Source organism: Haloplanus sp., assembly GCF_028275055.1.
Taxonomy (GTDB): domain Archaea; phylum Halobacteriota; class Halobacteria; order Halobacteriales; family Haloferacaceae; genus Haloplanus.
The window spans coordinates 14,291-40,667 of the sequence record NZ_JAQCNJ010000056.1 but is presented as its reverse complement, the minus strand read 5'-3'; the positions used below and the strand labels follow the sequence as shown (position 1 = coordinate 40,667).

At 67.3% G+C, this 26,377-nt stretch carries 32 protein-coding genes; 21 read left to right on the top strand and 11 right to left on the bottom strand.

Features of this window, described 5'->3' with window-relative positions:
- The first annotated feature begins 46 nt into the window (after nucleotides 1-46).
- The 3 genes from Q0925_RS07650 to hisE are packed head-to-tail and all read left to right on the top strand — an operon-like array spanning nucleotide 47 to nucleotide 1,147.
- On the top strand, nucleotides 47-208 hold the full coding sequence (locus tag Q0925_RS07650) for a preprotein translocase subunit Sec61beta (RefSeq protein ID WP_299333637.1): 162 nt from the start codon (nucleotides 47-49) through the stop codon (nucleotides 206-208).
- The gene (gene pdxT, locus Q0925_RS07645) at nucleotides 205-807 is read left to right on the top strand and encodes a pyridoxal 5'-phosphate synthase glutaminase subunit PdxT (protein WP_299333635.1); all 603 of its coding nucleotides are present in this window, start codon (nucleotides 205-207) and stop codon (nucleotides 805-807) included. The genes Q0925_RS07650 and pdxT overlap by 4 nt, the downstream gene beginning before the upstream one ends.
- Nucleotides 808-844: 37 nt before the next feature.
- Entirely contained in the window at nucleotides 845-1,147 is a 303-nt protein-coding gene (hisE, locus tag Q0925_RS07640; protein ID WP_299333633.1) for a phosphoribosyl-ATP diphosphatase, read from the top strand.
- Here hisE and npdG read toward each other — a convergent pair.
- The 5 genes from npdG to Q0925_RS07615 all read right to left on the bottom strand — a co-directional run bounded on the left by npdG (nucleotide 1,144) and on the right by Q0925_RS07615 (nucleotide 4,409).
- Nucleotides 1,144-1,812: an NADPH-dependent F420 reductase gene (npdG, locus tag Q0925_RS07635; protein ID WP_299333631.1), complete on the bottom strand. Its 669-nt coding sequence runs from the start codon at nucleotides 1,810-1,812 to the stop codon at nucleotides 1,144-1,146. The genes hisE and npdG overlap by 4 nt on opposite strands.
- 121 nt (nucleotides 1,813-1,933) lie before the next feature.
- Entirely contained in the window at nucleotides 1,934-2,107 is a 174-nt protein-coding gene (locus tag Q0925_RS07630) for a hypothetical protein (protein WP_299333629.1), read from the bottom strand.
- A complete protein-coding gene (locus tag Q0925_RS07625) occupies nucleotides 2,104-2,970 on the bottom strand; it encodes a TIGR01548 family HAD-type hydrolase (protein WP_299333627.1) in 867 nt (288 codons plus the stop codon). Before Q0925_RS07625 ends, Q0925_RS07630 begins: the two co-directional genes overlap by 4 nt.
- A gap of 348 nt (nucleotides 2,971-3,318) precedes the next feature.
- A complete protein-coding gene (locus tag Q0925_RS07620) occupies nucleotides 3,319-3,939 on the bottom strand; it encodes a beta-class carbonic anhydrase (protein WP_299333625.1) in 621 nt (206 codons plus the stop codon).
- A gap of 56 nt (nucleotides 3,940-3,995) precedes the next feature.
- Nucleotides 3,996-4,409 carry a UPF0146 family protein gene (locus tag Q0925_RS07615; protein WP_299333622.1) on the bottom strand — a complete coding sequence of 138 codons (414 nt, stop codon included), beginning with the start codon at nucleotides 4,407-4,409 and terminating at the stop codon, nucleotides 3,996-3,998.
- Nucleotides 4,410-4,448: 39 nt separating this feature from the next.
- Here Q0925_RS07615 and Q0925_RS07610 point away from each other — a divergent pair, with 39 nt between their 5' ends.
- The 3 genes from Q0925_RS07610 to hmgA all read left to right on the top strand — a co-directional run bounded on the left by Q0925_RS07610 (nucleotide 4,449) and on the right by hmgA (nucleotide 7,737).
- A complete protein-coding gene (locus Q0925_RS07610) occupies nucleotides 4,449-4,970 on the top strand; it encodes an archaemetzincin family Zn-dependent metalloprotease (RefSeq protein ID WP_299333620.1) in 522 nt (173 codons plus the stop codon).
- 154 nt (nucleotides 4,971-5,124) lie between these two features.
- A complete protein-coding gene (locus tag Q0925_RS07605; RefSeq protein ID WP_299333618.1) occupies nucleotides 5,125-6,366 on the top strand; it encodes an MFS transporter in 1,242 nt (413 codons plus the stop codon).
- Nucleotides 6,367-6,519: 153 nt separating this feature from the next.
- A complete protein-coding gene (gene hmgA / locus Q0925_RS07600) occupies nucleotides 6,520-7,737 on the top strand; it encodes a hydroxymethylglutaryl-CoA reductase (NADPH) (RefSeq protein ID WP_299333615.1) in 1,218 nt (405 codons plus the stop codon).
- Here hmgA and Q0925_RS07595 read toward each other — a convergent pair whose 3' ends face one another.
- Nucleotides 7,738-8,277 carry a DUF5817 domain-containing protein gene (locus tag Q0925_RS07595; protein WP_299333612.1) on the bottom strand — a complete coding sequence of 180 codons (540 nt, stop codon included), beginning with the start codon at nucleotides 8,275-8,277 and terminating at the stop codon, nucleotides 7,738-7,740. It lies immediately after the preceding gene.
- A gap of 375 nt (nucleotides 8,278-8,652) precedes the next feature.
- Between Q0925_RS07595 and Q0925_RS07590 the strand changes: the two genes are divergently transcribed.
- Both Q0925_RS07590 and Q0925_RS07585 read left to right on the top strand, forming a co-directional pair.
- Complete coding sequence (locus Q0925_RS07590; RefSeq protein ID WP_349254400.1) at nucleotides 8,653-9,975, top strand: MFS transporter; 1,323 nt, start codon at nucleotides 8,653-8,655, stop codon at nucleotides 9,973-9,975.
- A 54-nt stretch (nucleotides 9,976-10,029) separates the two neighbouring features.
- Complete coding sequence (locus tag Q0925_RS07585; protein WP_299333609.1) at nucleotides 10,030-10,350, top strand: thiamine-binding protein; 321 nt, start codon at nucleotides 10,030-10,032, stop codon at nucleotides 10,348-10,350.
- Nucleotides 10,351-10,363: 13 nt separating this feature from the next.
- Here Q0925_RS07585 and nasA read toward each other — a convergent pair whose 3' ends face one another.
- On the bottom strand, nucleotides 10,364-12,475 hold the full coding sequence (gene nasA / locus Q0925_RS07580) for an assimilatory nitrate reductase NasA (protein WP_299333606.1): 2,112 nt from the start codon (nucleotides 12,473-12,475) through the stop codon (nucleotides 10,364-10,366).
- A gap of 334 nt (nucleotides 12,476-12,809) precedes the next feature.
- Between nasA and mch the strand changes: the two genes are divergently transcribed.
- The 6 genes from mch to Q0925_RS07550 all read left to right on the top strand — a co-directional run bounded on the left by mch (nucleotide 12,810) and on the right by Q0925_RS07550 (nucleotide 17,882).
- On the top strand, nucleotides 12,810-13,742 hold the full coding sequence (gene mch, locus Q0925_RS07575; protein WP_299333604.1) for a methenyltetrahydromethanopterin cyclohydrolase: 933 nt from the start codon (nucleotides 12,810-12,812) through the stop codon (nucleotides 13,740-13,742).
- Nucleotides 13,739-14,233, top strand: coding sequence for a hypothetical protein (locus tag Q0925_RS07570; RefSeq protein WP_299333601.1), 495 nt, complete (start codon nucleotides 13,739-13,741; stop codon nucleotides 14,231-14,233). Before mch ends, Q0925_RS07570 begins: the two co-directional genes overlap by 4 nt.
- A 103-nt stretch (nucleotides 14,234-14,336) precedes the next feature.
- Nucleotides 14,337-14,846: a hypothetical protein gene (locus tag Q0925_RS07565; RefSeq protein ID WP_299333598.1), complete on the top strand. Its 510-nt coding sequence runs from the start codon at nucleotides 14,337-14,339 to the stop codon at nucleotides 14,844-14,846.
- Nucleotides 14,847-14,891: 45 nt separating this feature from the next.
- Nucleotides 14,892-15,362 (top strand): DUF5812 family protein, encoded by a 471-nt coding sequence (locus Q0925_RS07560; RefSeq protein WP_299333595.1) that lies wholly within the window; start codon nucleotides 14,892-14,894, stop codon nucleotides 15,360-15,362.
- Between the two features lie 85 nt (nucleotides 15,363-15,447).
- Complete coding sequence (secF, locus tag Q0925_RS07555) at nucleotides 15,448-16,323, top strand: protein translocase subunit SecF (RefSeq protein ID WP_299333592.1); 876 nt, start codon at nucleotides 15,448-15,450, stop codon at nucleotides 16,321-16,323.
- Nucleotides 16,323-17,882, top strand: coding sequence for a preprotein translocase subunit SecD (locus tag Q0925_RS07550; RefSeq protein WP_299333589.1), 1,560 nt, complete (start codon nucleotides 16,323-16,325; stop codon nucleotides 17,880-17,882). The genes secF and Q0925_RS07550 overlap by 1 nt, the downstream gene beginning before the upstream one ends.
- Nucleotides 17,883-17,902: 20 nt before the next feature.
- On the opposite strand, the gene rnhB is transcribed toward Q0925_RS07550, so the two are convergent.
- The gene (gene rnhB / locus Q0925_RS07545) at nucleotides 17,903-18,547 is read right to left on the bottom strand and encodes a ribonuclease HII (protein WP_299333586.1); all 645 of its coding nucleotides are present in this window, start codon (nucleotides 18,545-18,547) and stop codon (nucleotides 17,903-17,905) included.
- A gap of 434 nt (nucleotides 18,548-18,981) precedes the next feature.
- On the opposite strand from rnhB, the gene engB reads away from it, so the two are divergent.
- Nucleotides 18,982-19,596, top strand: coding sequence for a GTP-binding protein EngB (gene engB / locus Q0925_RS07540; RefSeq protein ID WP_299333583.1), 615 nt, complete (start codon nucleotides 18,982-18,984; stop codon nucleotides 19,594-19,596).
- 3 nt (nucleotides 19,597-19,599) lie between these two features.
- Here engB and Q0925_RS07535 read toward each other — a convergent pair whose 3' ends face one another.
- Nucleotides 19,600-20,748 carry an FAD binding domain-containing protein gene (locus tag Q0925_RS07535; protein WP_299333580.1) on the bottom strand — a complete coding sequence of 383 codons (1,149 nt, stop codon included), beginning with the start codon at nucleotides 20,746-20,748 and terminating at the stop codon, nucleotides 19,600-19,602.
- Nucleotides 20,749-21,290: 542 nt separating this feature from the next.
- On the opposite strand from Q0925_RS07535, the gene Q0925_RS07530 reads away from it, so the two are divergent.
- Together Q0925_RS07530 and Q0925_RS07525 are read left to right on the top strand one after the other, a co-directional pair.
- Nucleotides 21,291-21,659, top strand: coding sequence for a hypothetical protein (locus Q0925_RS07530; RefSeq protein ID WP_299333577.1), 369 nt, complete (start codon nucleotides 21,291-21,293; stop codon nucleotides 21,657-21,659).
- A gap of 6 nt (nucleotides 21,660-21,665) precedes the next feature.
- The gene (locus Q0925_RS07525) at nucleotides 21,666-22,031 is read left to right on the top strand and encodes a hypothetical protein (RefSeq protein WP_299333574.1); all 366 of its coding nucleotides are present in this window, start codon (nucleotides 21,666-21,668) and stop codon (nucleotides 22,029-22,031) included.
- A 44-nt stretch (nucleotides 22,032-22,075) separates the two neighbouring features.
- On the opposite strand, the gene Q0925_RS07520 is transcribed toward Q0925_RS07525, so the two are convergent.
- A complete protein-coding gene (locus tag Q0925_RS07520; protein WP_299333571.1) occupies nucleotides 22,076-22,636 on the bottom strand; it encodes a hypothetical protein in 561 nt (186 codons plus the stop codon).
- Between Q0925_RS07520 and Q0925_RS07515 the strand changes: the two genes are divergently transcribed.
- The 4 genes from Q0925_RS07515 (at nucleotide 22,620) to Q0925_RS07500 (ending at nucleotide 26,152) form a co-directional block, all read left to right on the top strand.
- Nucleotides 22,620-23,129: a metallophosphoesterase family protein gene (locus Q0925_RS07515; protein ID WP_299333568.1), complete on the top strand. Its 510-nt coding sequence runs from the start codon at nucleotides 22,620-22,622 to the stop codon at nucleotides 23,127-23,129. The genes Q0925_RS07520 and Q0925_RS07515 overlap by 17 nt on opposite strands.
- Before the next feature lie 55 nt (nucleotides 23,130-23,184).
- Nucleotides 23,185-23,946 carry a coenzyme F420-0:L-glutamate ligase gene (locus Q0925_RS07510; RefSeq protein WP_299333566.1) on the top strand — a complete coding sequence of 254 codons (762 nt, stop codon included), beginning with the start codon at nucleotides 23,185-23,187 and terminating at the stop codon, nucleotides 23,944-23,946.
- Between the two features lie 63 nt (nucleotides 23,947-24,009).
- The gene (locus Q0925_RS07505) at nucleotides 24,010-25,002 is read left to right on the top strand and encodes an aldo/keto reductase (RefSeq protein WP_299333563.1); all 993 of its coding nucleotides are present in this window, start codon (nucleotides 24,010-24,012) and stop codon (nucleotides 25,000-25,002) included.
- A 166-nt stretch (nucleotides 25,003-25,168) separates the two neighbouring features.
- Complete coding sequence (locus tag Q0925_RS07500; protein ID WP_299333673.1) at nucleotides 25,169-26,152, top strand: 5,10-methylenetetrahydromethanopterin reductase; 984 nt, start codon at nucleotides 25,169-25,171, stop codon at nucleotides 26,150-26,152.
- Here the strand turns inward: Q0925_RS07500 and Q0925_RS07495 are convergent.
- Nucleotides 26,149-26,358 (bottom strand): hypothetical protein, encoded by a 210-nt coding sequence (locus tag Q0925_RS07495; RefSeq protein WP_299333560.1) that lies wholly within the window; start codon nucleotides 26,356-26,358, stop codon nucleotides 26,149-26,151. The two genes, Q0925_RS07500 and Q0925_RS07495, sit on opposite strands and share 4 nt — an antisense overlap.
- Nucleotides 26,359-26,377: the final 19 nt, after the last annotated feature.

Here is a 26,377-nt window from a genome sequence, read left to right as displayed (position 1 = left end):
CGACCGGAACGAAACGTTTAGACACTCGAAGCGCCAACGCTAAAACATGAGTGGAAGCCAAAGCGGCGGGCTGATGTCGAGTGCGGGATTGGTCCGCTACTTTGATGCCGAGGACCGCAACGCCATCAGAATCAACCCCAAAACGATCGTCGCGTTTGGCGTGCTGTTTGGGGTGCTCGTGCAGGTGCTGAACCTCGTCTCGCTGTGACCGCCAATCGCCGCATCGGCGTGATCGCCGTTCAAGGGAACGTGAGCGAACACGTCGCCGCCGCCCAGCGAGCGGCGGACGAACGCGTCGACACCGTCAGGATCCGCAACGCCGGGGTCGTTCCGGACTGTGACGCCCTCATTCTGCCCGGCGGCGAATCGACGACCATCTCTCACCTTCTCGAAACGGAGGGGATCGACGAGGAGATCCGCGCCCACGCTGCCGCCGGGAAGCCGATTCTCGCGACGTGTGCCGGCCTCATCGTCGCCGCCGCCGACGCTCGCGACGACCGTGTCGAGACGCTTGACCTGATCGACGCCGCGGTCGACCGCAACGCCTTCGGCCGGCAGGTCGACAGCTTCGAGGCTGGCCTCGACGTGACCGGTCTCGGTGATCCCTTCCACGCGGTGTTTATTCGGGCGCCCGTCGTCGACGAGGTGGGGCCGGATGTCGAGGTGCTCGCGACGTGGGACGATCGACCGGTCGCGGTGCAGGACGGTCCCGTTGTCGCCACGGCGTTTCACCCCGAACTCACAAACGACGACCGCCTCCACCGCCTTGCGCTGTTCGACCCGCTTCGGAGCGAGGCCGAGGCGTAACGACAAGCCCTTGACTCCGCCGGGCGTCCGGTCGGCCATGGCCGACGAGTCAGACCCCAAAACCGTTCTCGACACGCTTTTTGCCACCATCGAGAACCGCCGCGACGAACTCCCGGAGGGTTCCTACACCGCCTCGTTGTTCACACACGAGAAAGGCGACAACGCGACGTTAGAAAAGATCGGCGAGGAGGCGACCGAAGCCATTCTCGCGGCGAAAGACGGCGACGACGAGGAACTGCTCGCGGAGTCCGCGGATCTGGTGTATCATCTGCTCGTGTTGCTGGCGATGCGAGGGCTGAGCGTCGACGACCTGCGCGAGGAACTCGAAGGGCGGTTTTAATCGAACCGGACGCCGAGGTTGTGGAGGCCGTCGTTGTTCATCGCGACGTTGATCAGGAGCGGCGTCAACGACTCGATCTCCGGGGCGTTGGCCACGCCGCCGGCGTCCAGCGGACGGAGACCGTCGATATCCTCAGCAAGGAGACGGACCGTCTCCTTGGCGTCGTCGTCGTCGGCGACCAGAAGCGTATCGATACCGAGGTCGGCGTCCAAGTTCGCGAGCCGACCGGCCGCGAGGTTGTGGAACGCGCCGACGGCCGACACGCCGTCCGGGGCGGCGTCGGCAACGAGTCGGGTGACACTGCCCGCACCCGGTCGGTTGTAATGGAAGCCGTTCTCGTCCCGTTTCATGCCTGTTGCGGGCGTGACGAGAACGTCACCTTCCGACAGCGAGTCGGCGACCGCCGCGACCGTGTCGGTTGCGTGGTAGGCGGGCACCGCGAGAACGACCACCCGGGCTCGGTCGGCCGCCATCTCGTTTTCGAAGCCGTTGATCTTGCGGTCGACACCCCGACTCGACAGTTCGGTCTCGTACTCCTCGGCTTTCGTGCGTGCCTTCTCCGGGTCGCGGGAGCCGATCACGACCTCGTGGTCGGAGTGGTAGGCCCATCTGAGGGCCAGTCCTTCGCCGACATCGCCGGTCCCGCCGAGTAGCGCGATTCGCATGGTTTGCCTGTGGTCGGCGTTGAGGTAAGGGTTAGGATTGGTGGAGACGCCGATGGATACCCGGCGGGCATAACCGCGAGTCGCTATCGACGGCGACGGCCGGTCTTGAGCATCGGACCCCCTATTCTCCGCCAACTGCGACCAGATACGCCACGAGGAGGGCAACGGCGACACCCGGGGCGGCCGCGCGCATCCGAGTGTCTAGATCGGGTTGTGTCGTCGCGACAACGACGGCGACCACGACCGTAACTAGGGCGGCGGCGGTGAGGGCGAACCGCCGGCGGTCGGGGGTCACGGTCCCTCCAGAAGGTCGGGTAGGTCGTTCACCGTCTCGATGATGGCCGCGGCCCCGGCGTCGTCGAAGGCCCGGCGACCCGACTGACCGGTCAGCCCGCCGGTGAGAACGCCGACACCGCGGTAGGTCCGGTCGGGATCCGCCTCGGCGGCGTTGGTCGCCGTCCGCACGTCATCGAGGGTGTCGCCCGCGAACACCACGGCGTCGGCATCGAAGCGATCCGCGAGCGTCGTCAGCGCCTGCGGGTGTGGCTTGCCCTCGGCCCAGTCGTCCATCGTGAACCGTCGGTCGTCGGCCACCGACAGGCCGGCGCGGTCAAGCGCGATATCGGCCTCGGCGGCCGGTCGCCCGGTCAGAACGCCGATCGCGAACCGCTCGGTGAGGGCGTCGAGGGTCGACCGCTCGACGAGAACGGGTTCGTCGCGGATATACCCCCGTGACTCGACGGGGGGATCGCCACCCTCCAGCCTGCGGTAACGGTCGGAGCCGAGATAGAGCGCCTGAAACACCGCCCGGAGGTGGTCGGGCTCCCAGCGGCCGAAAACGGCCTCGTCGTCGATCGGTGCGTCGCGGACGACACCTTCCGCGGCGTCCAACCCGCCACCGGCGGCGGCGACGGCGTCGGTGAAGGCGGTCACGTCGGTATCGTACCCCGCGTCGTCCGCGAGAACGAACAGGGCCGCCGCGTCGGTGAGTTCCCAGTCGTTGTTGAAACCGCCGGCGTTCTTGAATCGCTGGATCGTGTCGTCGTCGACGGTCTCGCCGTACACCCGATCGAGGGTTTCGATGATGGCCCGCCGGTAGGAGTCGGCGACGTCGACGAGCACCCCGTCGATATCGAGCACGACCGCGTCGGCGTTCATATCACGCTGAGGGTGACGTCGGGACAAGGGCCTTTCTATACCCCTCGATCAGGTAGAGCGTGTGGCTGTCGGGACGGGTGCTCGCCGCGGGCCGTCGGACCACCCGACCATCCGCGGATCCCCCTCGGCGGCGCCGAACACCCATCCGGAGCCGGCGGCCTGAGAGTGGCGGTCGTCCGTGTTCGGGCGGGTCTCGATGCGGTGGTGGGTCGTCGCCGTCTCGCTGGTGTGTTTTTGCCGGGTAGGGCCCGGCAGGTTCTCGTTGCACGCCCGGGTCACGTCGAGGCCCGACACTCCGATGCCCGGACCGAGGACACCCGTGTTCTCAAAGTCCGGGCCGACGGGCGATCAGTCGACTCGGGTGCTGATGTCCTCGGCGATGCGCCCGCCGGGGTAGCGGAGGTGGCCGCTCTCGACCTCGTAGATGTAGCCGTGGACCGTCGCATCGACGAGTGGGTGTTCGTCGAGATAACGTACCTGTGCGGCACACGCCTCGTCTATGTCGTCGGTCATCCGGACCCAGTCGGCAACGGAGGCGTCGCCGATGGAGAGTTCGGGGAGGGAAGGGTCGAGGGCAACGTCGTCGAGGCTCCCTCCTGTGGCCGCCTCGAGTCCCTCGACGACAGCGTCGTCGGGGGCGCTCATCATCCCGCAGTCGGTGTGGTTGACCACGATGATCTCCGTGGTGTCGAAAAACTGGGTCGTCAGCGCCGCCGACCGGATCACGTCGTCGGTCACTTTCCCACCGGCGTTGCGGTAGATCTGTGCATCGCCCAAATCGAGGCCGAGGGCCTCCTCGACCGGGATTCGCTCGTCCATACAGGCAACGACGAGCAACTGTTTGTCGGTCGGAATCCCCTCTCGCCGCCGCCGCGCCCAGTCCTCGCGGGCGTCGACACCGGCATCAACGTAGGCGTGGTGGTGACCCGGTTCACGGTCGGCGTCGCCGTGGTGTCGATCATTCGACATGCGTCGATACAGGAGGTCGACCGACTTCGGGGCTGAGTCCTCGGCAACGATACCCGCTATCTCTGACGGGCGAGATACAACGTCTCGCGACCGACCGACTCGCGGGCAACGGGGACTGTGGGTTCCTCGAACCCGAGTGTGGTAAAAAGGCAGGCGGCGGCGGCGGCGGTGGCCACGTCCCGGACCGGCGCCTGGAGTTCGGCCGGGAGATTCAGCGCGTAGACGGCGTCGACACGGTAGGGGTCGCCGGGGTGAGCGTCGCCGTCGAGTTCCGCCGCCCTGTCGACCACGTCGTCGCGAACGAACCGAACGCCCGCCGGGACGGGTGCGTCAAACACGTCCGTCGCGGTCACGTCCGAACCGGCGTCGGCGAGGGCGGCCGCCACCTCCGGGCGGCGACCGATCCCAACTTCGACGAGGCTGTCGTAGCCGGCGAGTCGGTCGGCGAGTTCGGCGCGCGTGGCCGTCACGTCGGGATATTTATTGTGGGGCCACGCTTAGTTTCTTCCATGCTTGTCGACATCGTGCCCATCGGGGATGTCCCGGCACGGGTGAAACGCGAAGCCTCTGCCGGTCTGCGGTCCGTGTACGACTGTGACGTAACCGTCCACAACGCACAGACCCTCCCCGAGGGCGCGTTCGACCGGAGCCGGAACCAGTACCGGGCGGAGGAGTTCATCGAACTCACGAGCAGGATCGGGACGGGCGAGAAAAACATCGGCATCACCGCGGAGGATCTCTACTACCGGCGGCGAAACTACGTCTTCGGTCTCGCGTATCTCAACGGCAACGGCTCCGTCATCTCGACATACCGCCTCCAGACCTCCTCCGACGGCGGGATGACCGCCACGTCCGGAAACGAGGTGTTCGACAACCGCGTCCGCAAGGAGGTCGTCCACGAAATCGGCCACACCCTCGGCCTCGAACACTGCGACCGCGAACGGTGCGTGATGAGTTTCTCCCCAACCGTGCGCGAGGTGGATAAGAAAGAGGAAACGTTGTGTGGCACCTGCAGTCGCGAACACTTTTGATCGAGTGGCCGAAGGATCAGGTGACCGTTGCAACGGCCGTGCCAAACACGACAGTCACGGTCGGTGTGGTATGGTCGCGGCGTCCGACCACGGCATCCCCAGGAGGGGACTCCGCGGTGTATGAGGTTGTTTTCGGCCCCAGACAAGCAACCATGTGGGGGCCACCGGAGTGACGGGCGTCGGTGACCCCACCGGGAGGTCGGCGTGGCGGGTCGCGACCATCGGGGCCGGATGGCTGTTGCTCCTGTTTGTCGGTGCGTATCTGATCACCCCCGCCAGTATTCTCACACTGGTGATGAACGACCTGAACATTGCGGAGAGCACGGCCGCCGCACTCGTCTCGATGCCACAGGTCACCGCGACGGTGATCGGCATCCCCGTTGGTGTTTACATCGACCGGGTCAAGACCCGCGCCGTTATTCCGGCTTCGGGGGCCGTTCTCCTCGTCGGCAGCGTTGGCGATTGGATCGCCGCAAGCAGCGGCGATGTCTCGTTGCTGATCGCGTCACGGCTGTTTGCAGGCGTCGGGATGTTCGTTCTGTGGGTCGTCAGCATCGATATCGCCGCGAGCACGGTCCCGTCCGACCGGCGGGCGACGGCCACGTCGGTGATCATCTCGGGATATCCCGCGGGATACGCGATCGGACAGTTCGGTGCGCCACGCCTCGCCGAGGTCATCGGCTGGCCGGGTGTGTTTCCGGTCTTTGGCGGTGCGGTGTTACTGTTGTCCCTCGTGCTCTACGCCGCGGTCGGCCGCGTCCCACGGTTCGAAACGGCCACCGATCCGATCTCGCTGGGTGGCCTCAGGCGGGTGTTGCGAAACCGGGACGTGTGGATGGTCGTCGTCGTCACGATACTCGGATACTCACTGTACATGGTGTTCAACTCGTGGATGCCGACGTACATCGCCGGGCGGTTCGACGTCTCGTTGGCGGCAAGCGGCACGTTCGTCGCGTTGTTTCCCGCGGTCGGGGTTCTCGCCCGACCCGCGGGTGGATGGCTTTCTGATACGGTCTTCGCACAGCGGCGACGCCCGATCTTTGCTGCCTCGTTCGCCGGTGCAACCGCACTGGCAATCGCCATGTTCTTGAGCACGACCGTCGCGGTTCTGGTCACGATGCTCGTCCTCGCAGGGGTCTTTGTTCAACTCCAGATCGGTCTCATGTACCGGTCAGCACAGGAGTTCGTCGAGCCCAGCGCCGCCGGAACGGCCGTGTCGCTCGCCAGCGTGGCTGGGTGGCTGGGCTCGTTCGTCGCGCCCGTTCTGGCCGGGGAGTTGGTCGCCACCGCGGGAACCGACGCCATGCTGTTCGTGCTCGCGGTCGGTCTCGGTGTGATGGGGGGGGTCACCGTCTGGCAGATGGCGGAGTCGGGCGGGGCCGCGGCGCCTGCCTGACGGCGGCCAGTATCGGCACGGCCGGTCGACCGACAGCCGAGGATTCCGATAAAGCCGGGGATCGGTTACATCCGACTACCCGGGTGACCGGATCGGCACACGACCCACGGGACAACGGTAACGCTTAGGCGCGGGGACGACCACCGATGAGTCATGAGTGACACCGACGCGAACACCCTCGTCGACCGGGTCCGCGACGGCGACATCCGGCTCCACGAACTCGAAGACCACGCCGACGCCGACACGGCGGCGACCGCCCGGCGGCGTCTGGTCGCGTCCGAAACCGGCGTCGATCTGGATGTGATCGGCTCATACGGCTTCCCCGCCGACCGCGCCGACGCCAACATCGAGAACATGATCGGGACGGCACAGGTGCCGATGGGCGTCGTCGGACCGGTGACCGTCCACGGCGGCGCGGTCGACGGCGAGCGGTATCTCCCGATGGCGACGACCGAGGGTGCGCTCGTGGCGAGTGTCAACCGCGGGTGTTCCGTGATCGACGCCGCCGGCGGTGCGACCGCCCGTGTCACGAAATCGGGGATGACGCGTGCGCCCGTCTTCCGGGTCACGGACGTGGCCGAGGCCGAGGCCCTCGCCGGGTGGGTCCGGGACAACGAGGACCGCCTCCGCGAGGCCGCCGAGGCGACGACGAACCACGGCAAACTCGACGACGTGACGGCTTACGTCGTCGGCGACTCCGTTTTTATCCGGTTCCGGTTCGATACGAAGGACGCGATGGGGATGAATATGGTCACCATCGCGACCCGGGCGGCCGCGGAGGTGGTCGAAACGGAGACGCCGGCGGCGCTGGTCGCTCTCTCGGGCAACCTGTGCTCGGACAAAAAGCCCGCGGCGATCAACGCCGTCGAGGGGCGGGGGCGGAGCGTCACGGCCGACGTGTCGATCCCCCGTGAGGTGGTCGAGGAGCATCTCCACACGACGCCGGAGGCGGTCGCGGAGGTGAATACGCGAAAGAATCTGGTGGGCAGCGCCAAGGCGGGGAGTTTGGGGTTCAACGCCCACGTTGCGAACGTCGTCGCGGCGACCTTTCTCGCCACGGGACAGGACGCGGCACAGGTCGTCGAAGGGTCCAACGCTATCACGACGGCCGAGACGCGCGGCGGTGATCTGTACGTCAGCGTCTCGCTCGCGAGTCTGGAGGTCGGGACGGTCGGCGGCGGAACAAAGCTCCCCACACAGGCCGAAGCGATCGACCTCCTCGGCGTTGCCGGCGGCGGCGACCCGCCGGGGTCGAACGCCGACGCGCTCGCGGAGTGTGTGGCGGCCGGCGCGCTGGCAGGCGAACTCTCCCTGCTCGCGGCGCTTGGCTCCCGTCACCTCTCCTCCGCCCACGAGTCGCTCGGACGGTAGTCACAGGAGCCGGTAGGTGCCGTCGTTCTCGGTGGCCTCGCCACGACGGACGAGGCGGTCGAGAAGGTCGGCGGCGGCGTCGGCAGGCACGCCCCGATCTGTCGCGTACGCCACCACAGCCGCCTCGTCGGGGTCGTCGAGGGTTCGGATGGCCTCGCGGACGATGTCCGGCCGGCTACCACCGCCCGAGCGAGTCCCCGATCCTCGCGACGTGCGCTTCCCTGCCTCGGCGACGGCATCGGCGTCAACACCGGCCGCGTCCAGATACTCCCGGTCGTCGACAACCGGATCGTCGACCGCTCGCTCGGACGCCGCCACGGAGGGCGTCGACTCGAAGGCGTCGGTCGCACCGGCACGTTCGGCGAGCATCGCGGCGCGCGCCTCGCGGGCGGCCTCACGATCCACAGCGGTAAACAACCGCTTGAGCCGCGCCGTCCGGTGTCGGGTCCCACAGGTCGGACAGGTCGCCGTGTCCGCCGCATCCGGGTCAGAAACTAGCCACAACCCCCCACAGTCGGTGCAGCCGACCACCGCGTACATGATGGTGGATTGTACACGCCCGGTAATGAACCCGTGGTCGGCGGCGGCCGGTACGGCTACAAGATGCCTCGGTGAACGGGGTCGGGACGCGCGACCGGCCGGTCGAGGTAAAGCTCGAAGTTGCGAGTTGGATATTCAGACAACGTTGATGTCGCCACGATAAACAGCCTTAATGACAATATATTCGACTGTATATCGGATGATTGTTCACCTATTTTTGTTTTTGCGAGTGTTTGTAAACGAACACATTTATGTATAACCCGCTCGTCGGCCGAATCGAATATGGACCAACATCCACTATTTGACGCAAAAAATTGACGTAGAGTCCGATAATTCCCATATCAGTAAACGTTTTTCAACCTGCGAGGTGGACCCATGAGCCTCGTCCGGATGACCAAATACCGGACGTTAGTGTTGGCGACCATAGGATTCAATTTCTCGTTTCTGATCTGGTTTTCCTTTGCGCCTTTTACAGGGCCGATGGCCGAAGAGTTCGGCCTCCAACTGGCCGAAATCGGGGTGTTGGCGAGTGCCGCCATCTGGTTGGCGCCGTTCGGCCGCATTCTGACCGGGTGGCTCTCGGATAAGTTCGGCGCGCCGGCGGTGTTCGCCATCGTACTCGCGTACGTCGGGGTGTTCTCGATGGCGTCGGCGTTCGCCCAGAGCTACACCGTCTTCTTTATCGAACGGCTGATCGTCGCCACCGCCGGCATCACGTTCGTTATCGGGATCCAACACGTCTCGGAGTGGTTCGAGGAGGACGAACTGGGGACCGCGGAAGGAATCTACGCCGGAATCGGAAACGCCGGGGCCGCCGGCGGGGCACTCATTCTGCCCCGGGTCTTTCCCACGGGGTGGAACGGTCCGTTGTTCTCGACGAACTGGCGGGCGGCGTTCTTCTACACCGGCGTCGTGTCCATCGGCCTCGCGATAGTGTACTACGCCCTCGGTGAAGCCGCCAAAACCGAGGACAAACGGCAGGCGACAAAGGAAAGCGCTAGCTTCAAGGGCTGGTTCCACACCGCGACCCGGTACGGAACGATCGTTCTTGCGCTTGCGTACGTGATGACCTTCGGACTCGAACTGTCGATGAACGGGTGGCTCGCAACCTACTACCGCGAGGGATTCAACACGGAGAGCCTTGTTCTCGCCAGCACCTTCGCGGCGACGTTTTCGGTCGCGGCCGGACTGTTGCGCCCCATCGGCGGCTACGTCAGCGACGTGTTGGCCCGCAACGAACGGAACATCCTCCCGATCTTCACCGGTCGCTACCGCGAGCAGTGGACGTTTGTCTCGCTGTGTTTCGTGGTTCTGACGATGTTCGGGATGACACTCGCCGGACTCTCGGGACGGGTGCTGGTGGCCGTCGCGGCCGGCTTTCTCGTCGGGATGGGCTGTGCGTTCTCCGAGGGTGCGATCTTCGCACAGGTGCCTGCGATGTTCCCGGACAGTTCCGGGTCGGTCGCGGGTGTCGTCGGTGGCGTCGGCACCGTGGGCGGCATCATCTATCCGCTCGTGTACGCCGCGCCGTTTCTCGCGAACCTCCACCTGGGCTACTCCATCGTCGCGATGTCGATGATACCGATCGTGTTGTTGGCCGCGTGGGTGTTCCAACCCAGGATTGCACGCGTCGCAAACGAGGCGGGGATCGTCGGTTCCTCACCGGCGCCCGGGGCGGTCGCCAGCGACGACGACTGACACCGGCGCGTTCGGGGCGCAATCCACATTTCCGTCGGCGCCGTATCGACGGGCATGACCGTCGTTGCACTCCTGAGCGTCGCACCGGTGCGGTCGGGAAGCATGGCCGAGGACGTCGCGGATGCGGTCGCGGCGCTCGACTCTTTTGACGTGGAGTACGAGACAAACCCCATGGGGACGGTGATCGAGGCCGACGACGTGGGGACGTTGTTCGACGCCTGTGAGGCCGCCCACCGGGCGGTCGACGGCGACCGCGTGAGTACGGTGCTGAAAATCGACGACAAGCGGGCGAGCGACACGTCCGCGCGGTCGAAAGTCGAGAACGTCGAGGCGGCACTGGGACGGCCGGCGCGGGGGTCACGCGACGGGACGTGACGGGGCGACGGCCTTACGGGTGTTGTGGCGGCCGTTCGCGCTCGAAGACGGGTGTCACCGACTCCGACGCCGGCGAGACGAGACGGACCGCACACTGTTTCAGATTCGGTTCGTCGGACCGGGGGTCGGTTGCCGGATGCGTGAGTTCGTTTGTCGCGGGGTGGTGGATCGGGAGCCACACCATCCCCGTAGGGATGGCGTCGTCCGGCGTGAGTCGGGCAACGGCCCGCCCGCGGCGCGACTCGACCGTGGCGTGGAGTTCGTCGGCCTCGTTGGGTTCGACGGCGTCGTCGTGGTCGGCAAGCGTGTCGGGGTGGACCCGACCCACGAGCGGTCCCGGGTCGTCGGGGGAGTCACGCGAGCGAACGCCGGTGTTGTACCCGTCGGCCTCGCGGGCCGTCGTCAGCGTCAGCGGGTAGGACTCGTCGGGGGGTTCGGGGAGCGCCCGTCCCTTTCGGGCCGTGAACCGTGCCCGGCCCGAGGGGGTGGGAAACGACCAGTCGTCGCCGTCGTCGGTGTACCGGTATCCGGCGCTCGTCTCGGCGTCGGGCGCGGGCCACCGAACCGCGAGTTCCTCGTCGAGTCGGTCGTGGCTGATGCCCGAGCAGTCGGCATCCGTGCCCGCGGTGAGCGCGGCGAACTCGTCGAACACGGCCGCGGGGTCGGTCGGTCCGTCGAAGAGGTCCTCGACAAGGACCCCGCCGAGCGAGCGGATGATGTCGAGATCGGTGCGGACGCCACGGGGGAGGTCGCTCGCGGGGCGGACCCGAGAGACGGTTCGCTCCATGTTGATGGCGGTGCCGTCGGACTCGCCCCACGTCGCCGCCGGGAGAACCACGTCGGCGTGTTCGACCGTCTCGGTCCGGAAGGCGTCCTGCACGACGAGAAAGGCATCGGCGAGACGGTCGGCTACCGCCGTGGCGTCGGGCATCCCGGCGACGGGGTTGGTGGCGACGGCGTACACCGCCTCGACGGGGCCGGAGTCGATGGCGTCGACGACCCCGACCGGTCCCGGCCCGGTGTCGTCCGGGAGGCGGTCGACGGGCACCTCCCACGCGTCGGCGACGACGGCACGCTCCGCTGGGTCGTCGAAGTCGCGGTGGCCCGGCCACGTCCCTTTCGAGGAACAGACGCGGGTTCCCATCGAGTTCGCCTGCCCGGTGAGTGAGAAGGGACCGCTCCCTGGCCCCAGGTTTCCGGTGGCGAGACAGCAATCGATCAGCGCACCGGCGGTGTCGGCCCCCTGAACGCTCTGGTTGATACCCATCCCCCAGTAGATCAGCGTGTCGTCGTCGAGGATTGCCGCGATTCGCTCGACATCGTTCATCGCGACGCCAGCCCGGTCGGCGGCCACAGCGGGGTCGGGGAGCGAGGCACACAGGTCGTCGAAACCGGTCGTCGCCTCGGCGACGAACGCCTCGTCGACACGGCCCGTCTCGACGACGTGGGCGAGAACCGCGCGGGCGAGGGTGAGGTCGCCGCCAGGGTCGACAGCGACGTGGTGGTCGGCGGCCTCGGCCGTCTCCGTCCGCACCGGATCAACGACGATCAGGTCGCCGTCGGCCGCGCTGTCGGTGATCCACCGCCACATCACGGGGTGGGCGACCGACGGGTTCGCCCCCCAGACGACGTGACCCGTCGCCTCGGGGATATCCTCGTAGGTCGGCGGCGGCGCGTCGCTCCCGAAGGCGTCGTAGTAGGCGGTCACCGCACTCGCCATACACAGGGTCGTGTTGGCGTCGTAGTATCGGGTGCCGATCCCGCCGCGGGCGAGTTTTCCCAGCGCGTAGGCGGCCTCGTTGGTCTGTTGGCCACTCCCCAACACCGCCACCCCGCCGGGGTCGTCGGCCATCGCGGCCGCAAGCCCGCGGCGTGCTTCGAACAGCGCCGTGTCCCACGTGGTCTTCATCAACTCGCCGTCCCGTCGGACGAGCGGGCGGGTGAGCCACTCGCCGTCCGGGTCGGCCGTCTCGCTGACGCCGCGGGAACACGCCATCCCGTGGTTGACCGGGTGGTTCGCGTTTCCTCGGACCGTGTCGATGCCGTACCCGATGTCGACGCCGCGCTGGATCAGTCCACAGCCGACGGCACACCGCATACACGTCGTCGGAACGGGGTCGGTCACGACTCCCACCACCGACCGGCCGCGGGTATCGATACTACCATCGGGACACCGTCACCGGAGTTTTGTTCCGTTTTGTTCAGAATCATGGCGTAACATACTCGAATTGAACTTTGAATTCGGATACCACTGGTCCCCATGCGGTCAAAAAGGTTGCGTAGTCGTTCGTTCGTAAAATGTCGTGTGTGGTGGCGATGCAACACCTTAATCACGACCATATTGTTTCGTCTGGCGGATTCGAGAGCCGAAACCGACCGTCCGTACACCACCTCGGGCAGGCTCCGGCGTCGGGCCGGCACCGACAACCCATTTAACCGAAAGCAACCAACTCGCCCGCATGGAGAGTCTCAACCGGATGGCCGTCGAACTCGTCGACGAGGCGATCGACTTCGCCGGCGAACTCAACGTCGATGTGCTGGAGCTCGAATCGGGCGCGACGGTGCTCGATTTCGGCGTCGAGGCGGCCGGGGGTATCGAGGCAGGGCTGTTGCTGGCGGAGATCCAAACGGCAGGACTGGCGACGATCCAGACCCGCATGGACGAGGTGGCCGGAACCCCCTTTCCCCACGTCGAACTGACGACCGACAAGCCGGCGCTCGCCCTGCTCTGCTCGCAGAAGGCAGGGTGGGAACTCGTTGCCGACGGGGTCGATGGTCTCGGCTCCGGGCCCGCTCGAGCGCTCGTCGGTGAGGAAGCCGAGTTCGAGGCCGTTGGGTACTACGACGAGTTCGATCTTACCGTACTGGCCGTCGAGGCGGCGACGCTGCCGGGCGACGACGCCGCCGAACAGGTTGCAGACCGAGCGGGGGTCGCACCGAGCGGCGTGTTCATGCCGGCACACGCCACGGGGTCGATGTCCGGGAGCGTCAGCGCCGCCGCGCGCGCACCCGAACTCGCGTTGTTCAGGCTGTTCGAGCTCGGCTACGATCCCACCGACGTGGTGTCGGCGGCGGGGAGCGCCCCGGTCGCACCCGTGAGCCACGACGAAGGGGTGGCGATGGGCCGGACGAACGACTCGTTGGCGTACGGCGGGCAGGTGTATCTCCAGGTGCGCGAGGATTTCGATCGGTTCGACGAGGTGCCCTCCACCGCGGCCGCCGAGTACGATACGCCCTTCGAACAGGTGTTCGAGAACGCCGGCTGGGACTTCTATGAGGTGCCCGAGTCGGTGTTTGCCCCCGCGCAGGTGACCGTCGACGTCATCGACGGTCCGACGTACGCGCTGGGCGGGACGAACCACGACCTGCTGGCCGAGTCCTTTGGGCTGTGAAATTCAAACCCGTCCCCGTCCCGCCCGATGGGTTCGAGACCGTCGAACGCGCTCGGCGGGCGGTGCCGTTGGTCCCCGATTCGGAGGCGGACTGCTGTGCCCGCCTCGTCGGCTGCCTCGACCTCCCGAGCCGCGACGCGGCGCGAACGTGGCTCACCTTTCTTCGGGCGCTCGAACTCGCCGCGAAAACCGCCTCCGGGTATCGCCGAACCGACCGAGAGCCGACGGTCGACGGCTGTCGCGAGGCACTCCTAGCCCACGTGTTCGCCGCCGACACGCTCTCGGACACGCTCCGGACCGCGGAAACCCCCCTGACCGTCGACGAGACGTTCGCGGCCGTCCGCACGCGGGTGCCCACATGGGAGCGCCACAGGAACCGCTCGTGGACGGAGGTGTGGCGCGAGCGTGTGGCACACCTCTTGGGGTGGCTGACGTTGCTCGGTGGCGCCGAGCGTGTGGACGACGACCCGGCGGCGTACGTCGCTCGGTGACGAGGCAGGTCCGTCCCGAACCGGGTCGGACGGGAGCGATTCGCCCCGGTCCGGTCCGATCCGATCCGGACCCGTTAACTCACCCCGACGATTACACCCGCCGATGACCGACGACTACGGTGGTGTCTTCGGGGCCTTTCCCTACGCGTTTCGGGCGACCGACTCGCGGCTCTGCCGGTCGTACGTGCTGGTGGGTGGACTGTTGACCGCCGCGGCGAGCGTCCTTTTCATCGCCGCGGTGATCGGCATCATTGCGGGGACGACGGGTGGCCGTGGCGGGAGTCTGACGCTCTCGCGTTCCTTTTTCGCCGTCGTCGGCCTGTTCGTCGTCGTCCCGTTGATCGCACCCGTTCTGTTCGTGGCGCGTCGGCATCGGCGCAACGACCCCGTACACGACCGGTACGACGCCGTTCTCTCGACGGCTGGCTACCTGTTCATCGTCGCACTGTACACCGGCCTCGTTATCTCCGTTCCGCCGGATCAACAGACGACACCGACGGGGATGGTGGCCCCGGTCGTCTCGGTGTTGTACGCCCTCCCGCAGGTGGCGGGGCTCGTGCCGCCGCTCATCGCAGCGGCGTTGCTCCCGCTCTGTCACCGCGTTGCCGGGTGACCGCGTGACGAAACGCCGAAACCGCTCGGCTACCTACACCATCCCATGACCGACGCGAAGACGGGAACGTTTCTCGTGACGGCCGGGGACGACGGCACGGCCGTTCTCAGGGACGTCGCGGACGGACAGGTTCACACGCTCGCGGAGAACCCCGGATTCGAAGCCGGCGAGGCCGTCGAGGCGACGGTCGAACCGGAGCCCCCGCTGGAGGTTGCGTGGCGGGTCGTCGACGTGACCGAGCGGTGGGTGATCAGCATCGAGGAGAGCGCCGAATCGCCGACGACGCTCGAACACGACATGGCGGCCGATCAAGACGTGGGCGAACTCACAACGCGGGACCGCGCCGGAACGGGGGAGATGCACGTTCTCACCGTCTCGGAAGAAGGGACCGAGGCCGCCGTCGCGGACGTTCTCGAAGACGAGGCAGGCCTCCGCTCCCGGGCGGCCCGTCTCGGCGTCGGACGCGTCGTTGTCCGCTCGGCCCCCAGCGTCGTGAGCGTCCGGTATCTGCCCTGAGCACAGCGGGCCGGGGTGTGTCCGGGGGTTTCGCTCGCTGGCGGACATACAAAGGCTTAGTAGGCATGGGGATGGACCGGCGGACATGGTAGCGTTCGAAGTACCGGAGGTCGACTACACCCGGTACACGAATCGCCAGCTTGCGGCCGTACCGCTCGGCGTTCTCGCCGTTGCCCTCCTGATCATCGGCGGCTGGTACGTCGCGACCGGCGCACCGGTCGATCCGGGACTCGATTTCACCGGTGGCGCGGAGGTCCGGGTCGCTGTCGACGGATCGGAGAGTGAGGCGCGCGAACAGATCCAACAGACGTTCGATCCGGCCCCTGAGACGGTCCGGAGTGTGCCCTCCGACAACACCTACATCCTGACGTTCCAAACCGACGAGACGGGGGTGTCGGAGTTGGAGACGCAGGCGCGTGACGCCGGGCTCGCGGTGGAGTCGAGCTACACCGTCTCGGCCGCCTTCGGTTCCCGGACACAGCGCCTCGCTTTCTTCGGTGTCACCTTCGCCTTTCTCGGGATGAGCGCGCTCGTCTTTCTTATGTTCCGGACGTTCGTCCCCTCCATCGCGGTCGTTATCTCGGCGTTCTCCGATATCGTCATTCCGGTGGCGCTGATGAACGTTCTCGGCATCGACCTCACGCTGGGGACCGTGGCCGCGCTCCTGATGATCATCGGGTACAGCGTCGACTCCGACATTCTACTCAACAACCACATTCTCAGACGGTCGGGGGACTTCTACGAGTCTACCCACCGCGCGATGCGGACCGGCGTCACGATGACGCTTACGTCGTTGTCGGCGATGATCGTCATGACGGTCGTAGCGACGTTGTTCGGCATCCAACTGCTCGCCGCGATCGGAACGGTTCTCGCGTTCGGTCTCGCGACCGACCTCATGAACACCTACATGCTCAACCTCAGCCTGTTACGCTGGTACAAGTACGAAGGGGTGGCGAACTGATGGGAGCGGTCCGTGACAACTGGCGGATCGTGCTGTTGATAATCGTTCTCGGTGGAAGCCTCTTCGCGTTGTTCTCGCCGACCGTGGGCGACTCCGGTGCCGACGCACCGGGATTGGAGAGCAGCGGAACGACCAACCTCCAGTACGGACTCCAGCTTTCGGGCGGGACGCGGATTCGCGCGCCGCTGATCGGCGTCACCGCCGAGGAGGTCGAGTTGGGCGGAACCAACGCCCCGCAGGTCGAACGTGACGTGGCGAACGAGCTGGCGGGTGTGAGCGTCGCGGACGTAATCGTCCGGCCGACGAGCGAAACCGAGGGAACGGTCGAGGTGACCGCCGACGGCGTCTCGCCGGATGACCTCGGCACCGGCTTGGACGCCGCCGGGTACTCGTACGGCCAAACGCGGGACGGTGTCACGGAGGAGACCCGGACTCAGACGGTCGAAATCCTCTCGAACAAGATCAACGAGGCCGGGCTCTCCGGCGGGACCGTCCAACAGATCACGACCCCGACGGGGGAGAACTTCATCCTCGTCGAGGTGCCCGACGCGAACCGACAGCGTGTCGTGGAACTCGTGAATCAGCGTGGGACCGTCCGTGTCGACGCGTACTACCCCACCCAAAACGAGAGCTACGAGCAGACAACGGCGCTCGAACGCGATGACTTCCAGAGTATCGGCACCGCACGGCAGGGCGGCGAAGGACAGTTGCCGAACGTCCCGGTCACGATTCGTGACGACGCCGCCCCCAACTTCCAACAACGGATGATGGATACGGGTGTCGCGTCCGAGGGCGGGTCGCGGTGCAGCTACGAGCGGGACCCCCAGAGCACCGGTCCCTGCCTGTTGCTCGTCGTCGACGGTCAAGTGGTCAACTCCTTCGGCATGAGTCCGGGTCTGGCGGGCGACATGCGGAGCGGCGACTGGGCAACCAACCCGCAGTTCATTCTCCAGACCCAGAACTTCAGCGGGGCCCGAGAGGTAGCGATCAACCTGCGTGCCGGCGCGCTCCCGGCCCGCCTCGATATCGGCCCCGATGGGGAGGGAACCTCCTCGTTTATCGCGCCGAGTCAGGGGCAACAGTTCCGCACCGACTCCCTGTTGACGGGGATCATCGCCGTGTTCGCCGTCGCCGGCGTGGTCTTTCTCCGGTACGGTGAAATCGAGGTGGCGCTACCGATGATCGTCACCGCGCTCTCGGAGGTGGTGGTGCTGCTCGGCTTCGCGGCGGGCATCGGTTACCCCCTCGATCTCTCCGTTATCGCCGGGTTCATCGCCGTTATCGGGACGGGGGTGGACGACCTCATTATCATCGCCGACGAGGTGATGGCACAGGGCGACGTCAACAGTCGCCGCGTCTTCCAGTCACGGTTCCGGAAGGCGTTCTGGGTCATCGGCGTCGCCGCCGCCACCACCATCATCGCGATGAGCCCGCTGGCGGTCCTTTCGCTGGGTGATCTCCAGGGCTTCGCCATCTTCACAATCCTTGGCGTCATCGTGGGCGTCCTGCTCACACGGCCGGCGTACGGTGACATCCTGCGAGCGCTGCTCACCCGGTAGAGGGCCTCGCCGGCCGGGGGCTAAAACTCCGACAACGACGACTGCTCGGCGGCGGCGAGCACGTCGTCACAGGTCGCCCACGAGCGCCGGGCACAGGGCGGCAGTTCCCCGTTGTCGCGGACGTATTCGGCCAGAAAGGTACGGGTCCGCTCGTCGCTCGGGTAGCCACTCCCAACCTCGCCGTACCGCTCGGCGAGCGCCTCGACTCGTGTGTCGCGTTCGACCTTGGCGACCACGCTCGCGGCGGCGACGTGGGGGTAGCGCTCGTCGGCGCGGTGTTCGGCCCGCACCGTCACCGTGGCGCCGATTGCCTCGCGGACCCGTCGACCGAACCGGTCGGCGTCGACATCGCCCGCATCGACGGTCACCGCGTCGTCGTCGACGGCGACGGCTCGTATCGCCTCGGCCTGTGCCGCGACGGTCATCCCGTTCATGTCGGTCTCGGGGGCGTCGATCCGGGCCGGTTCGACCGTCGCGACGCCGATATCGACGGCCGGGTCGTCACGGAGGCGGTCGGCCATATCGGCCCGGCGGGCGGGCGAGAGGCGTTTCGAGTCGTCGATCCCATCCGGGAGCGTCACACCCGGCACACGCACACGCACCGCGGCCGCGACCATCGGGCCAAGCACCGGTCCCTTCCCCGCCTCGTCGGCTCCGATGTCCATACCCGCAGGTGGCGGAACCGGGGAACAAAACGGTTCGGGTGACCGGCGGTCGTCTCGCCATCGTCGTCGGCCGCGTCGGAACCTCCAGACGGGTCTGAAAAACGACCTCGTGTCCCGGAGTCCGTGGGCGGCGACGTACACCGTCTTGCCGGCCCGGAACCGCCCGGCGAACCGATGACCGCGGCGCGTCGGGGGTGGCTCGGTTATCTCCGTCTCCGTGTCGGGGTTCGTGTGGCGGGGAGACACCTGATTCTTCGAGGTCGTTCCGGACGCGTTCATCGAGGTCTGCTCTGTCCGTGACACCGGCGGGAAGCCGGCCGGACCGAGGCGTCTCCCGGCTGACGCGTCGAACGCGTCGAACGCGTCGAACGCGTCGGACACACCGGACACATCGGACACGCCGAGTTTAACAGTCACAGCCGGCAAAGGCCGTTATGTTCGAGGACCGCCCGGACCGCGACGAGGTCGTTCTCGTCGGCCGGTCGAATGTCGGCAAGTCGACGTTGATGCGGGAGTTGACCGGCCACCAGGTGTCGACGGGGCGCAAACCCGGCGTCACCCGCCAGCCGAACCACTTCGACTGGGCTCCTGAGAGTTTCATGTTCACCGACCTCCCCGGCTTCGGGTTTATGTCCGGCGTCCCGGAGGAGCAACGCGAACGGATCAAGACCGACGTGGTTCGTTATATCGAGGCCAACGCCGCCGACATCCTCGCGGGCGTTCTCGTCGTCGACGGAAAGAGCGTGGTCGACATCATCGACCGCCACAGCGGCGAGGGCGAGGTCCCTCACGACGTGGAACTGTTTCACTTCCTGCGTGATGTCGGGGTGAAGACGGTCGTCGCCGTCAACAAGATGGACAAGGTCGACGACCGGGACGAGCGACTGGACGATCTCTGTGACCGGTTGGGACTGCTCCCACCGTGGCAGCAGTGGCAGGGGACGGTCGCGCCAATCAGCGCGAAACGCGGCGACATCGACGCGCTCACCGACACACTGGAGACCCACTTTCACGACCGGAAGCGCGACGACCTGCTCAAGTTCCTGTGACGGTCAGGCCGACAGCCCGAGGCGGTCGTCACCCATCCGCCGGCCCTGTGTGACGAGGCGGTCGCCGTAGGCGCGTCGGCGGCCACACCACGACGACAGCGCGTCGCCCAGTGACCCGTGGTCGTCGAGTGCGGCCGACAGTTCGGCCGCGTCGCCGGCCGCCTTCGAGGTACCGGCGGCCGTGTGGGGGCGCGCGACAAAGGCCGCGTCGCCGAGAAGGCAGACGCGGTCGACGGTCATCGCGGGGACGGTCAGATCGTAGATCGCTTGGACGAACGGCTCCGTCGTCGCCGCGACCGGATCCGCGAAGGCAGGCGGGAGGCTGTCCACCGCGCGCTCACGCTGTCGGCGTTCGACCGGGGATCGGAGTTCCCCCGGTGGGACGCCGAAGCTCCCCTCGTCGCCCGTCGCGTCGGTGAAGATGGCGTCGCGGTCCCGGCCGGTGAGGGTGTCGTACCAGACCCAGTTGAGTCGGCGCTCGCCGGCACTCGTCCCGCCGTCAGCGCCCGGGATGAAGTAGGCGAGAATCAGGGTCTTGGAACCCTGATAGAAGGTAAATCGGCCATCGAACGCCGAAACAACGCTTGCCGGGAGGTCGGTTTCGGGGACGAGGCCACGCCAGGCGACGTAGTCCGCGAACTCGGGGGTGACGTCGGGAAACAGTCGGCGACGTGTCGCGGAGCGACCACCCTCGGCGGCGACGACCAGATCCGCGTCGACCGTCGTCCCGTCGTCGAGCGTCGCCCGTCCCGTCGCGGGGGTGACGGTGTCGACTCGCCGGCCAGCGTGATACCGGTCGTCGGGGAAGGCATCGCGCAGTCGGCGGTAGAGAGCGTCCCACGAGGTGAACACCATCGAGTCCGGCGTCGCGGTCCGGACGTCGCCGTCCGCGGTGAGAAGGCGGCGCTCGCCGGCCGTCGTCGTAAGGTCGTCGGGGTCGGCGATGCCGTGTCGCGACAGGAACCGACGGATCGACTCCTGAGCGACGATTCCGCCGCCACGGCTTCCGAGCGCGGCCGAGGACCGCTCGAAGACGGTCACGTCGTGGCCCGTACGGTCGAGTGCGATCCCGGTGAACAGACCGCCCATCGACCCACCGGAGACCGTGATGTCGAGCGAGTCGGTGGACTGGGTGGAGCGATCCAATGGCATGGAGAGAGGTCGGAACCGAGCGGTGGAAAGGCCTGCGCTCCCGGCGACGCCCCGGCCACGAACCGACGGATCGTCTCCCGGAGAACGGTCGCCACACACTCGTAGTACTCGTTGGTGTCGTCTTCGGGGGCGTCGCGACTCACCGCCGGCGGGAACACCGCATCGACCGAGTCGTGGATGCCAAGCGTCGAAGCGTCGGGGCGTAGACGTGGTCGCGTGCCGAAGGCGGCAGAAGCGTGTCTTCAAGCGGTGGTGGCTCAGTGTGGATGGTTCATCACACGGGGCTGAGTGGGGGTAACCGTCATCATCGCCACCGGATCGTTCTACCGCTCCCGATGATAAAAGTCGCTCGTCACGGCGCGGCACGCATCGTGGCCGTCCGGTCTGGCGTTCGGGGACGAAAGGGAGTGACACGCGGTTCGACCCTGATGGATTCCGTTTTACTGTCGACAAACCCCAGTTAAAACGGTTCAAACGCACGAAATCGGGATTCACGGCGATGCGGGTTCAATACCCCTCGGAGCCGGGAGGGAAACGCAACGATGACACGAACGAAACTGATCGCAGTCGCGTTCGCGGCGCTGTTTGTGACCGTCGGGACGGTCGCCGCGGCTCCCGGAAACGCGCCCGTCGATGTCGGTGTGGACGACCGAGCGGCACAGGCCGACGACACCGCGGCAAACGAGTCCGCGAGTGACGCAGACGACGCGACCGATGTCGAGGTGAACGGCGGCGGCCCGCCCGCGGACCTGCCCGCGGGGGTACCCGATCACGTCTCGGAGATCCACAGCCGGATCGGCGAGTTCCTGAACGGCGGCCTCGACGGCTCGCTCGGTGGCGCCGTGAGCGACGCGACCGGCGGTGACGGGGAGGCGGCCGGCAACGATGGTGACGGCGCGGCCGACGCCTGAACTTCCGTGCCGCCGCTCCATCCCCTCGGCGTCGAGGACCGACTGCTCACTCTCGCGGTGAGCCTCCTCGTCGGCGGCGTCGCCATCCATGCGGGGGCACGCGTCGTCTCCGACGCTCGGGGGTACGGCCACGCCGTTCTGACCGCCTTGGTCGGGGCGGTCGTCTGGGCACTGCTCGAACCGGTCCCGCTGATCGGCGGCCTTCTCGCGACCGTCGCGTGGGTCGGCGTCGTCAGGTGGCGGTACCGCGGCGGCTGGCTCCGTTCGATCGGAGTCGGCATCGCCGCGTGGGTCGTCGCCGTCGTCGTTCTCGCGACGCTTGAGTTCCTCGGCGTCAACGGGGTGTCCGGACTGGGCGTCCCGGGGGCGTAACCTCCCCGCAAGCGCTTCGGCCCTATCTTCGGTCCGTTTACGCTCTACTCGCGTTCCGCCCACCGCGCGTTCTCGCGGTGTTGCGCGGCCACCGCCCGCACGTCGTCGCCGTCGAGAACGCCACGCTCGGTGACGACGCCGGCCACGAGGTCGGCGGGCGTGTGGTCGAAGACGGGCGTTACGACCCGCACCGGCGCGTCGCCGTCGTAGAGGTCGGTCGGGTCGGCCGTCTCGGTGTGAACGCGTTCGTCCGGCCGGATCTTGGCGGCCGCGGCGACGACCCACAACGGCACGTTCTCGCGGGCCGCCGCGAGCGCAACCCCCCGAGTACCGACCTTGCTGACGACGCTTCCGTCCGCGAGCACCGCGTCCGCGCCAACGAGAGCGGCGTCGGCGTCGGCGTCGATCCGGGTGGAGACGGCATCCCACCGACCGGCCCCGCCGTGGCGACGGAGCAGAACGGCCGTTCGGTGTCTGAGAACGCAGGTGACAACACGGTGGACGGCGATTCTTCGGCCGCCATCGATACGACGCTTGCGCTCGGCGTCGGTGGGACAACGATTTGACGCCCCCCCGCCAACGGGGCGTATGGACGTTGCGATCATCGGCGACACGCACATTCCGGATCGGGCGACCGGGATTCCGGACTGGGTTCGCGAACGGGTCGAGGCGGCCGACCACACCATCCACACCGGCGACTTCGAGACGCCGGCGGCCGTCGACGAGGTCCGATCGCTCGCTGGCGAGGGGTTTACCGGCGTCCGGGGGAACGTCGACCCGGAGCGGGTCGACCTGCCGGCCGTGGCAACCGTCGAACTGGATGGCGTCGAGTTCGTCGTTACCCACGGCACCGGCGACCGGATCGGCTACGAGGACCGCGTCGTCGCCGCGGTGCGCGAGTGCGCCACCGACGCCGACACCGCCGTCGGCGTTGCAGGCCACACCCACGAGTGCACCGACGAGGTTCACGACGGCGTGCGACTGTTGAATCCCGGGTCCGCGACGGGCGCCGCGCCTGCGACCGAGACGACGATGTTGACGGCGACGGTACGCGACGGTGATCTCGACGTGACACACCACCGGATCGGCGGTCGGTAGCGTCACCACGACCGGGTGACGCGGGCCTTTTGGTCGCCCGCGCCGCAGGGGTGGTATGGACGTGTTCGCCGTGTCCGATCTCCCGGAGGTACGCCGGGGCGACTCGCTTGCGGCACTCGTCGAGAACCGGGTCGATCTCCGGCCTGACGACGTGGTCTGTGTCGCGAGCACTGTCGTCTCGAAGACCGAGGGCCAGGTCGCGGATCTGTCGTCGTTCGACCCGGGGAGCCGTGCCCGCGCGGTGGCCGACCGACTGGAACGCGCCACCGGCGACGACAAAGACCCCCGCTTCGCGCAGGCGGTCCTCAACGAGAGCACCGACCTCCTGATGGATGCGCCCTTTCTCCTGACGGAGACACGATTCGGCCATATCACGGTCAACGCGGGCATCGACCGCTCGAACGTTCCGGGAGGCGACCTGTTGTTGCTCCCGGAGCGACCGGGCGAGAGCGCAGAGCGGATCGAGTCCGGCGTCGCCGCCGACCGCGTGATCGTCACCGACACCTGCGGGCGGCCGTTCCGTCACGGACAACGTGGCGTCGCCCTCGGATGGGCCGGGTTGCCGGCCGCCCGCGACTGGCGCGGGGAGCGCGACCGGGAGGGACGCGAACTCGGCGTCACGGTGCAGGCGGTGGTCGACGAACTTGCGGCCGCCGCCAACCTCGTCGCCGGCGAGGGGGCCGGCGGGACGCCCGTCGTCGTCGTCCGGGGCTTCGAGTTCGGCGATCACGACGGGAGCGACGCCCTCTTTCGCGACGTGGAGGGTGACTTCGTCCGGCAGGCGCTCGATGGGTGGTCGTACGACATCGACGAGTGACCGTGCCGCCGTCGGTCGAGCGCCCGACCAATCTTTTTGTCGTCATCGCGCCTGCGGGGTTGCATGGAGTACACCACGCTCGGCGACACCGGGACGAAGGTGAGTCGCATCTGTCTGGGGTGTATGAGCTTCGGGTCGAGCGACTGGCGCGACTGGGTGCTCGACGAGGCCGAAAGCCGCCCGATCATCGAACGGGCGATAGAGTTGGGGATCAACTTCTTCGACACCGCCAACATGTACTCGACGGGCGACTCCGAACGCATTCTCGGGAACGTTCTCGCCGACTACGACCGCGATTGGCCGGTCGTCGCGACCAAGGTGTACAACCCGATGGACGAGGCCAATCCCAACGCCCGGGGGCTGTCGCGAAAGGCGATCGAACAGGAACTCCAACACAGCCTCGACCGACTGGGGATGGACACGATCGACCTCTACCAGATTCACCGCTGGGACGAGGACACGCCTATAGAGGAGACACTCCGTGCCCTCGATGACGCGGTGCGGCGCGGGCAGGTCCGGTATCTCGGCGCGAGTTCGATGTGGGCCTACCAGTTCGCCGACGCCCTCCACACCAGCGACCGACTGGGGTTGGCCCGTTTTGTCACCATGCAGAACCACCACAACCTCGTCTACCGCGAGGAGGAACGCGAAACCCTCCCGCTCTGTGAACGCGAGGGGATCGGCACGCTCCCGTGGTCGCCGCTCGCGCGTGGCTTTCTCACCCGGCCCCACGAGGCGTTTCTCGACACGACCCGCGGGGCATTCATGGACGACCACGATGGGATGTCCGACCGGGTCGCCAACTACCGCGCCGGTGGCGGCGACGAGATCAACGAACGCGTCGCGGAACTCGCCGAGGAGAACGGCGTCACGATGGCACAGATCGCGCTCGCGTGGCTCCTCCATCAGGAGGCGGTCGATGCCCCGGTCGTCGGCACGACGAGCGTCGACCACCTCGAGGACGCGGTAGCGGCCTTGGAGATCGACCTCTCCGAGAGCGATCAGGCGTACCTCGAAGCGCCGTACGAACCGGTTCCGGTCGACGGCCACGGGTAGCGTGAGGGCCCCGACGCCGGGATCGATACCGACGGCAGCGGTGTCGGCGACCGACGAACGGTTTTTTACCGTCGACGCCAATCGGTTGACGGATGACTTCGACGCGCTCCCTCACGACGACCGCTCCGCGTCCGTCGGTCGGACGCACACAGAGGTGCGACCGCTGATGTTCGGGATCGAACTCACCCCCGAACACCCGATCGACCGAACCGTCGACCTCGGTACGGCCGCCGAGGCCGCGGGCTACGACACCCTGTTTGTGTCCAGCCACTACAACAACCGCTCACCCTTTGCCGTTCTGTCGCGTCTCGCGGCCGCGACCGACGAGGTCCGTCTCGGGCCGGGCGTCGTCAACCCGCTCGAACGCCACCCGGTGACGTTGGCGAGCGAGGTTGCGACGGTCGCCGAAGCGAGCGACGGACGGGCTGTTTTCGGAATCGGCCCCGGCGATCCCTCGACGATGCGGAACCTCGGCCTCGGTGACGACCGGGGGCTTCGAGCCGTACTGGAGGCGTTCAAGATCGCCGACCGCCTCTGGGACGGCGAGCGTGTCACCCACGACGGCACGTTCGAGGCCGACGACGCTGGCCTCAACTTCGACGTGCCGGGACCGATCCCCACCTACGTCGGGGGCGAAGGGCCACACATGTGCAAGATGTCGGCCAAGCACGCCGACGGGATCCTGTTCAATGGCTCTCACCCCGACGACCTGCGGTGGGCGCGCGACCAGGTCGAGGACGGCATAGCCGACCGCCTCGACGGTCTCGGCGAGTTCGACCTCGCGGCGTACGCAAGCGTCAGCGTCGCCGACGACGCCGACGCCGCCCGCGAGGCCGCCCGCCCGCCGGTCGCCTTTATCGCCGCCGGCGCGGCCCCGCCGGTTCTTGCACGCCACGGACTCGACGCCGACCGAGCCGAGGCGGTCGGCGACGCTATCAGCGCCGGCGACTTCGAAACCGCGTTCGGTCTCGTGACGCCGGCGATGATCGACGCGTTCTGTATCACCGGGACGGTCGACGACGTCGCCGACCGGATGGCGGCGGTGCTGGACCACGTCGACAGCATCGTCGTCGGGTCGCCGATCGGGCCGGATCTCGACACGGCCATCGACCTCGCGGCGACGGCCCACGACCGCGCGAACGACCGCTAACCCGCGACGGCGTCGCGGAGGGCGTCGAGCAGTGCGCCAGCGACCAACAGGCCGAAAAAGCCGGCGGCGGCCGTGGTCAGAGCCGCTCCGGCGAGAAAGACAAGCAGTCCGATCGGATCCTGTGTGGCCACCTCGGTCGCGAAGATGACGACGAGGTCGACGACGCTCCGGAACAGTTCGACGACGAGTTGTGTGACCGTGGCCATGCCGGCAGAAGGCGTGGCG

Bases quoted from the DNA above. Each gene is read 5' to 3' on its own strand.
- Q0925_RS07500 (WP_299333673.1), top strand. From the start codon at position 25,169: ATGTTCGGGATCGAACTCACCCCCGAACACCCGATCGACCGAACCGTC.
- Q0925_RS07620 (WP_299333625.1), bottom strand. From the start codon at position 3,939: ATGTCGAATGATCGACACCACGGCGACGCCGACCGTGAACCGGGTCAC.
- hisE (WP_299333633.1), top strand. From the start codon at position 845: ATGGCCGACGAGTCAGACCCCAAAACCGTTCTCGACACGCTTTTTGCC.
- secF (WP_299333592.1), top strand. From the start codon at position 15,448: ATGGTAGCGTTCGAAGTACCGGAGGTCGACTACACCCGGTACACGAAT.
- Q0925_RS07535 (WP_299333580.1), bottom strand. From the start codon at position 20,748: ATGCCATTGGATCGCTCCACCCAGTCCACCGACTCGCTCGACATCACG.
- Q0925_RS07520 (WP_299333571.1), bottom strand. From the start codon at position 22,636: ATGATCGCAACGTCCATACGCCCCGTTGGCGGGGGGGCGTCAAATCGT.
- Q0925_RS07650 (WP_299333637.1), top strand. From the start codon at position 47: ATGAGTGGAAGCCAAAGCGGCGGGCTGATGTCGAGTGCGGGATTGGTC.
- Q0925_RS07550 (WP_299333589.1), top strand. From the start codon at position 16,323: ATGGGAGCGGTCCGTGACAACTGGCGGATCGTGCTGTTGATAATCGTT.
- Q0925_RS07530 (WP_299333577.1), top strand. From the start codon at position 21,291: ATGACACGAACGAAACTGATCGCAGTCGCGTTCGCGGCGCTGTTTGTG.
- hmgA (WP_299333615.1), top strand. From the start codon at position 6,520: ATGAGTGACACCGACGCGAACACCCTCGTCGACCGGGTCCGCGACGGC.
- Q0925_RS07505 (WP_299333563.1), top strand. From the start codon at position 24,010: ATGGAGTACACCACGCTCGGCGACACCGGGACGAAGGTGAGTCGCATC.
- Q0925_RS07590 (WP_349254400.1), top strand. From the start codon at position 8,653: ATGAGCCTCGTCCGGATGACCAAATACCGGACGTTAGTGTTGGCGACC.
- Q0925_RS07495 (WP_299333560.1), bottom strand. From the start codon at position 26,358: ATGGCCACGGTCACACAACTCGTCGTCGAACTGTTCCGGAGCGTCGTC.
- Q0925_RS07515 (WP_299333568.1), top strand. From the start codon at position 22,620: ATGGACGTTGCGATCATCGGCGACACGCACATTCCGGATCGGGCGACC.
- Q0925_RS07595 (WP_299333612.1), bottom strand. From the start codon at position 8,277: ATGTACGCGGTGGTCGGCTGCACCGACTGTGGGGGGTTGTGGCTAGTT.
- Q0925_RS07610 (WP_299333620.1), top strand. From the start codon at position 4,449: ATGCTTGTCGACATCGTGCCCATCGGGGATGTCCCGGCACGGGTGAAA.
- Q0925_RS07585 (WP_299333609.1), top strand. From the start codon at position 10,030: ATGACCGTCGTTGCACTCCTGAGCGTCGCACCGGTGCGGTCGGGAAGC.
- mch (WP_299333604.1), top strand. From the start codon at position 12,810: ATGGAGAGTCTCAACCGGATGGCCGTCGAACTCGTCGACGAGGCGATC.
- rnhB (WP_299333586.1), bottom strand. From the start codon at position 18,547: ATGGACATCGGAGCCGACGAGGCGGGGAAGGGACCGGTGCTTGGCCCG.
- Q0925_RS07560 (WP_299333595.1), top strand. From the start codon at position 14,892: ATGACCGACGCGAAGACGGGAACGTTTCTCGTGACGGCCGGGGACGAC.
- engB (WP_299333583.1), top strand. From the start codon at position 18,982: ATGTTCGAGGACCGCCCGGACCGCGACGAGGTCGTTCTCGTCGGCCGG.
- npdG (WP_299333631.1), bottom strand. From the start codon at position 1,812: ATGCGAATCGCGCTACTCGGCGGGACCGGCGATGTCGGCGAAGGACTG.
- Q0925_RS07565 (WP_299333598.1), top strand. From the start codon at position 14,337: ATGACCGACGACTACGGTGGTGTCTTCGGGGCCTTTCCCTACGCGTTT.
- Q0925_RS07510 (WP_299333566.1), top strand. From the start codon at position 23,185: ATGGACGTGTTCGCCGTGTCCGATCTCCCGGAGGTACGCCGGGGCGAC.
- Q0925_RS07625 (WP_299333627.1), bottom strand. From the start codon at position 2,970: ATGAACGCCGACGCGGTCGTGCTCGATATCGACGGGGTGCTCGTCGAC.